6 protein-coding genes and 1 pseudogene are annotated in these 6,598 nt (G+C 59.2%); 5 read left to right on the top strand and 2 right to left on the bottom strand.

The features are described from left to right. From NA637_RS02795 to NA637_RS02785, 3 genes and pseudogenes are all read left to right on the top strand, one after another. Nucleotides 1-1,048 (top strand): annotated as a pseudogene (locus tag NA637_RS02795) (sodium:solute symporter family transporter); the annotation flags it as partial. A gap of 192 nt (nucleotides 1,049-1,240) precedes the next feature. Next, nucleotides 1,241-2,047, top strand: a complete 807-nt coding sequence (locus NA637_RS02790; protein ID WP_256070943.1) for an SDR family oxidoreductase — start codon at nucleotides 1,241-1,243, stop codon at nucleotides 2,045-2,047. Nucleotides 2,048-2,642: 595 nt separating this feature from the next. Next, nucleotides 2,643-3,344, top strand: coding sequence for an MlaA family lipoprotein (locus NA637_RS02785; protein ID WP_256070942.1), 702 nt, complete (start codon nucleotides 2,643-2,645; stop codon nucleotides 3,342-3,344). A 90-nt stretch (nucleotides 3,345-3,434) separates the two neighbouring features. Here the strand turns inward: NA637_RS02785 and NA637_RS02780 are convergent, their stop codons facing one another. Further along, the gene (locus tag NA637_RS02780; protein ID WP_256070941.1) at nucleotides 3,435-3,734 is read right to left on the bottom strand and encodes a PilZ domain-containing protein; all 300 of its coding nucleotides are present in this window, start codon (nucleotides 3,732-3,734) and stop codon (nucleotides 3,435-3,437) included. Between the two features lie 204 nt (nucleotides 3,735-3,938). Between NA637_RS02780 and rssB the strand changes: the two genes are divergently transcribed. Both rssB and rssC read left to right on the top strand, forming a co-directional pair. Then, the gene (rssB, locus tag NA637_RS02775) at nucleotides 3,939-5,123 is read left to right on the top strand and encodes a two-component system response regulator RssB (protein ID WP_256070940.1); all 1,185 of its coding nucleotides are present in this window, start codon (nucleotides 3,939-3,941) and stop codon (nucleotides 5,121-5,123) included. Then, nucleotides 5,120-5,602 carry an anti-sigma factor antagonist RssC gene (gene rssC, locus NA637_RS02770; RefSeq protein ID WP_256070939.1) on the top strand — a complete coding sequence of 161 codons (483 nt, stop codon included), beginning with the start codon at nucleotides 5,120-5,122 and terminating at the stop codon, nucleotides 5,600-5,602. Before rssB ends, rssC begins: the two co-directional genes overlap by 4 nt. Before the next feature lies 1 nt (nucleotide 5,603). Here the strand turns inward: rssC and tal are convergent, their stop codons facing one another. Continuing rightward, nucleotides 5,604-6,530, bottom strand: coding sequence for a transaldolase (gene tal, locus NA637_RS02765; protein WP_256070938.1), 927 nt, complete (start codon nucleotides 6,528-6,530; stop codon nucleotides 5,604-5,606). Nucleotides 6,531-6,598 lie beyond the last annotated feature (68 nt).

Genomic DNA, 6,598 nt, shown 5'->3' with positions numbered 1-6,598 from the left:
GTAGGAAATCGCAGTGTTCGATCATCAAGGCTGTGCTGCTGCTGTCTGGCGCAACCTTCATGGCGGTCATGGTCATGTACAACGTCGGCTTCGATTTCAGTCGTCTGTTCTCCGAGGCGGTGGCGCTGCATCCGAGCCATCAGGCGATCATGAGCCCGGGCGGCCTGGTTTCCGACCCGATTTCGGCGATCTCGCTGGGCCTGGCATTGATGTTCGGCACGGCTGGCCTGCCGCACATCCTGATGCGCTTCTTCACCGTTGCCGACGCCAAAGAAGCGCGCAAGAGCGTGTTTTATGCGACCGGCTTCATCGGCTACTTCTATATCCTGACGTTCATTATCGGTTTCGGCGCGATCCTGCTGGTCAGCACCAACCCGAGCTTCAAGGACGCCGCGGGCACCATCGTCGGCGGCACCAACATGGTCGCCATCCATCTGGCTTCGGCAGTCGGCGGCAATCTGTTCCTGGGCTTCATCGCCGCGGTGGCCTTTGCCACCATCCTCGCGGTGGTTTCAGGCCTGGCGCTGGCGGGTGCTTCCGCTGTCGCCCATGACCTCTATGCCTGCGTGATCATGAAGGGCAAGGCCAAGGAAGAGGACGAGATGAAGGTGACCAGGCGCACCACGCTGGCCCTGGGCGTGCTGGCCATCCTGCTTGGTGTGGCCTTCGAGAACCAGGATAGTGCGTTCATGGTGGGGCTGGCGTTCTCGGTTGCCGCGAGCTGCAACTTCCCGATTCTGTTTCTTTCGATGTCTGGAAAAACCTGACCACCCGCGGTGCGCTGATCGGTGGCGCGATGGGCCTGGGCACGGCGTTGCTGCTGACCATTCTCAGTCCGACGGTATGGGTCGATGTGCTGCACTTCGAGAAGGCCATCTTCCCGTACAAGTACCCGGCACTGTTCGCCATGATCGCGTCGTTCGCCGGTCTATGGTTCTTCTCGGTTACCGACAAGTCGAAAGCGGCTGCCGAAGAGCGCGCACGTTTCTTCCCGCAATTCATCCGTTCGCAGACCGGTCTGGGCTCGAGTGGTGCGGTCGCACACTGACCTTACAGCTCACCCGAAAAAAGCAGCCTTCGAAGGCTGCTTTTTTATGCACCATCGCCCGTTTATGGGTGGCTCAGAGGCCGGTCAATCGGGTGCGAGGCATGCCAGTCATTCAGCATTTCGATAGAGGCCGGAGCCGGCAGCGGCTTTCGCTAGACTCGTGGCAACTCCACGAACAAAAGGTTACAAACAATGCAAACTCGGATGATGGTCACGGGGGCCGGTTCCGGCCTGGGTCGCGAAATTGCGTTGCGCTGGGCGCACGAGGGGTGGCAGCTGGCATTGTCGGATGTCAACGAGGCCGGCCTGGCTGAAACCCTGAAGAGGGTCCGTGATGCGGGCGGCGAGGGTTTCACTCAACGCTGTGATGTGCGCGACTACAGTCAGCTGACGGCGCTGGCACAGGCTTGCGAGAGCAATTTTGGCGGCATCGATCTAGTGGTCAATAATGCTGGCGTCGCTTCGGGTGGCTTTTTCGAAGAACTGTCACTGGAAGACTGGGACTGGCAGATCGCGATCAACCTGATGGGCGTGGTCAAGGGCTGCAAGGCGTTCCTGCCATTGCTGCAGAAGAGCCAGGGCAAGATCATCAACATCGCATCCATGGCGGCTCTGATGCAAGCGCCGGGAATGAGCAACTACAACGTGGCCAAGGCCGGCGTAGTGGCGTTGTCCGAAAGCCTGCTGGTGGAGCTGAAGCAGCAGAAAGTCGGGGTTCATGTGGTCTGTCCGTCGTTCTTCCAGACCAATCTGATGGATTCCTTTCGTGGGCCGAGGCCCAACATGAAAGCGCAGATCAGCAAGCTGCTCGAAGCGTCGCCTATTTCCGCTGCCGACATTGCCGATTACATCTACCGTCAGGTCGCCGAAGGGGTGTTTATGATCCTGCCGCATGACGAAGGCCGGGCAGCTTGGAAAATCAAGCAGCAGAACCCCCAGGCGATCTATGACGAGATGGCGCTGCTGGCAGTGAAACAACGTAGCAAGAGCAAAACCTGACCAGTCGGTCCGTTTTCTGGCCCTGATCCAGGGGGCGGGAGTAGGGCTGTTCTTCCGCATCCGGGTGCTGGCCTATAACCTTTTTATCCGCTTCAAGCGCAGCGCGCTTTCTCCCGAGTGGCACCGGTACCAGGTCCAGACCCTGCGGTGGCGGCTCTATCAGGTGGCGGGACGGATTGTACGCCATGCCGGCCAACGGATTCTGAAGAGCAGCGAGCCGATGCGGGCCTTGTACCAGGCGGTGCGGGAACGCAGTTGGGAAACGGCCAGGAGCGGCACACCTTGGACGCCGCCGGAAGGAACACAGTCGGAGTCCAGTCCAGGCGGTCGCGGCAGGGTCGTCTGCCTGACGATTGGCGTTTTGCGCCCGTAGAGGACAACCGTTCGTCGAAGCAGGGAAAGGGCTCGGCCTCGGCGCAAACCCAGCCTTGCCCTGACCGCTTGCGGGCCTCTCAGGCCCGGTTTGGCCCCTGCGCCAATGGCGACCGCGGATTTTGGGGCATGTCTGCCTGCTCGCGGGAGCGGTGTGATTAGATTTATACTGCTGCGCTTTGATGGGCAGCCACCCGCATACGAATATAAGGAGAGGCCTGCGATGCGATTGATCAGCAAGGATTGGGTAGAGAGCTTCACTGTTGCCTTCGTCGTCGTGCTGGGGATATTCGGCGCTTCATCGGTGCAGGCAGCCGAGGAGGATCCTTGGGAAGGTGTCAACCGGGCGATCTTTACCTTCAATGACAAGGTCGATATCTATACGCTCAAGCCGCTTGCGCAGGGCTATCAGAAGATCACGCCAAACGTCCTCGAGGATGGCATTGGCAACATATTCAGCAATCTGGGCGACGTCGTGGTGCTGACCAATGACCTGCTGCAGGGCAAGGTCCGTGACGCAGGGATCGATACCAGCCGCATCCTGTTCAACAGCACCTTCGGCGTACTGGGTTTCTTCGACGTCGCGACCCGTATGGGCTTGCAGAAGAATGATGAGGACTTCGGACAGACGCTGGGCGCCTGGGGGCTGGGCAGTGGGCCGTATGTGGTGTTGCCACTGCTGGGGCCGAGCAGTGTGCGCGATGCGGCAGGGCGCGTGCCAGATTCGTTACTGCAGCCATATCCGTACATGGACCATGTACCGACCCGCAATGTGACGCGAGCGGTGAACGTTGTTGACCTGCGTGCCGGCCTGCTTTCGGCAGAAAAAATGATCACTGGCGACAGGTATATCTTCGTGCGCAACGCGTACCTGCAGAATCGCGAATTCCGCACGCAGGATGGTCAGGTCGAAGACGACTTCTAACCGTCGCCCGGACCGCATTGGCTCGGCCAGTGCGGTCTGTCCGCCCTCGTCACGCCACGGTCATGCCAAGGCGTTCGCGTCAAACAATACTCAGCTCATCGAAAGGATGGCCAGGCCTAGAGTTTGCCGTCCATCCCCCTGCATGCCGACCCGCACCACTTCTGTTTCAGCCTCCAGGCCCTTCAGTTCGCTGTGCTCCGAAGGGATGTGCACATGAACTCTGTCACCCAGCTGCAAGTGGGTCGCTGCGACCACCTGCATCCCCGTGCTGGAAAGGTCCAGGCAGGTTGCCTGGTAGTGCTGGTCACCCTGCGTCAGGGTGATTGCGGTCTCGATATTCATGCGGATGAAGTCGCGTTTTTCACTGTAGTCTCGATCTCGCTGGGTCATTGTTTCGTCCTCTGAGTTCTTGTCTCGTCGGTTCTTATAACGCCCGTCAATTCTGCCTGTAAAGGACAGGCGGAGGCACCGCGCCTGGCTTGAAACACGGATCGTATGGGAGTACCGTCTGCGCCTTGAAAAGATCCCATGCCCGGCGCGTGCGCAGGGCCGATGCTTTCGCCAATCATCCTGGCGATACCGCCTGGAAGGAACATGCACAACCCAAGCGCGACGCTGCTGATCATAGATGACGACGATGTGGTACGGGCCAGCCTGGCTGCCTATCTGGACGACAGCGGTTTCAAGGTCTTGCAGGCACCTAACGGACCGCGCGGAGTGGAACTGTTCGACGCGGAACACCCTGACCTGGTGATTTGCGATCTGCGCATGCCGCAGATGGATGGTCTTGAGCTGATCCGGCTGATCAGTGAGCGCCAGGCTGACCTTCCGGTCATCGTGGTCTCAGGTGCAGGTGTGATGAGCGATGCCGTCGAGGCCCTGCGATTGGGCGCAGCTGATTATTTGATCAAGCCCCTCGAAGATCTGGCGATGCTCGAACACTCGGTCCGTAGAGCGCTCGATCGTTCGCGCTTGCGTCTGGAGAACAGGCGCTATCGCGAGCAGCTGGAAGCGGCTAACCGGGACCTGCAGGCGAGCTTGCATCTGTTGCAGGAAGATCAAGATGCCGGCCGCCAGGTGCAGATGAACATGCTGCCGGTCACGCCCTGCAACCTCGACGAATTTCAGTTCGCCCATCAGATCATCCCCTCGCTCTACCTTTCAGGTGATTTCGTCGATTATTTTCGCGTCGATGAGCACCGTATCGGCTTCTATCTGGCGGATGTGTCTGGCCATGGCGCCTCCTCTGCATTCGTCACGGTCCTGTTGAAATTCATGACCACGCGCCTGCTCTACGAATCCCGACGGGGCAGAGCGCTGCGCGCGTTCAAGCCGTCCGCGGTGCTTGACCACATCAATCAGGGGCTGATCAATTGCAAGCTCGGCAAGCACGTCACGATGCTGGGCGGCGTGATCGATCAGGAACGCAACCTGCTGCATTACAGTATCGGCGGCCACCTTCCGATGCCGGTGATATACGCCGACGGCGCCGCCAGGTATCTCCAAGGGAAAGGTCTACCGGTCGGTTTGTTCGTCGAAGCGACCTACGATAATTACGAGATAGAGTTGCCTGAATCTTTCAGCCTGACGCTGCTTTCCGATGGCATTTTGGACCTTTTGCCGGGCGATACCCTCAAAGACAAGGAGGCTGGGCTACCCGGGTTGATATGCGAAGCAGGCGGCACGCTGGGCGGGCTACAGCGAGTGCTGGGCCTAGCCGCTCTGGAGGATATGCCCGATGACATCGCGTTGTTGGTACTGAGCAGGAACCTTGCATGAGCACTGGGAAAATCCAGTTTGCTGAGCAGAACGGTACATTCGTTCTTAAGTTCGTCGGTGAGATCCGCCTGACGCTTTGCTCGGCGCTGGACGCAACGATCGAGAAGATCTTTTCGTCACGCAATTTCTCATCGATCATTATCGATCTCACCGAAAGCCGTAGCATCGACAGCACGACGCTGGGCCTGCTGGCCAAACTTTCGATACTTTCGCGGCAGAAGATCGGCATGCTGCCGACACTGGTCACCACCCACGCGGACATTACGCGTATTCTGCAATCGATGGGCTTCGATCAGGTCTTCAACATTGTCGACCAACCGCTGCCGTCGTCTGAACAACTGGCCGACCTGCCAAGCCAGGATCAGTCTGAGGAAGTCGTAAAAGACAAGGTACTTGAGGCGCACCGGATACTGATGAGCCTCAACGAATCCAACCGCGAGGCTTTTCGCGACCTCGTGACGGCGTTGGAGCGGTCCTGAACTACAGCTTCGTTGGAAGGAGCGCTTCGAGCTTTTCCTGATCCCTCGCGAACTGCCGAATTCCCTCGGCCAGCTTCTCGGTCGCCATTGGGTCCTCGTTCAATCCCCAGCGGAAGCTGCGTTCATCCAGCGTAATGCGTGGCTCGGAGCTGCGGCCTGGTGACAGCTTGCGCTCCAGAATGCCTTGCTCCTGCGCCAACTGGCTCAACAGCTCGGGGCTGATGGTCAGCCGATCACAGCCGGCAAGGGCTTCGATCTGCCCCGCGTTGCGAAAGCTGGCGCCCATCACGACGGTCTCATAACTATGTGCCTTGTAGTAGTCGTAAATCCGGCTGACCGACTGTACGCCTGGATCTTCGTCCCCGACGTAGTCACGACCTTCGGACTTTTTGTACCAGTCATAGATGCGACCGACGAAAGGCGAGATCAGAAACACGCCGGCCTCGGCACAGGCGACTGCCTGGGTGAAGGAGAACAACAGCGTCAGGTTGGTCTGGATCCCTGACTTTTCCAGCTGCTCAGCGGCACGAATGCCCTCCCAGGTCGAGGCCAGTTTGATCAATACGCGGTCGCGGGATACACCGGCCTGCTCGTACAGGCCGATCAGGCGTTCGCCGCGCTGAACCATGGCCTGTAAATCGAAGGAAAGCCTCGCGTCGACTTCCGTGGAGATCCGACCGGGGATCAACTTGAGCACTTCTTGACCCACCGCGACGGCGAACAGATCGCAGCCCAGGCCGATGTCGCCCTTGCAGTTGGACATGGCCGCTCGCAGGTGATTGGCGTAGCGGGGCAGGGCGGCGGCTTTGAGCAGAAGCGATGGGTTGGTGGTCGCATCAACCGGTTGGAGGCGGGCGATGGCGTCGAGGTCGCCGGTGTCGGCAACCACGGTGGTGAATTGCTTGAGTTGTTCCAGCTTGGACGGCATATGGGCGCTCTATCCTTTGGTTGACGTAACTTGAATCCGTGGCCATCGCGCCATTTGGATCGGATGGT

Origin of the sequence: Stutzerimonas stutzeri (genome assembly GCF_024448935.1) — a bacterium.
Lineage (GTDB): Bacteria > Pseudomonadota > Gammaproteobacteria > Pseudomonadales > Pseudomonadaceae > Stutzerimonas > Stutzerimonas stutzeri_AO.
This window is presented reverse-complemented; position numbering and strand designations above follow the sequence as displayed.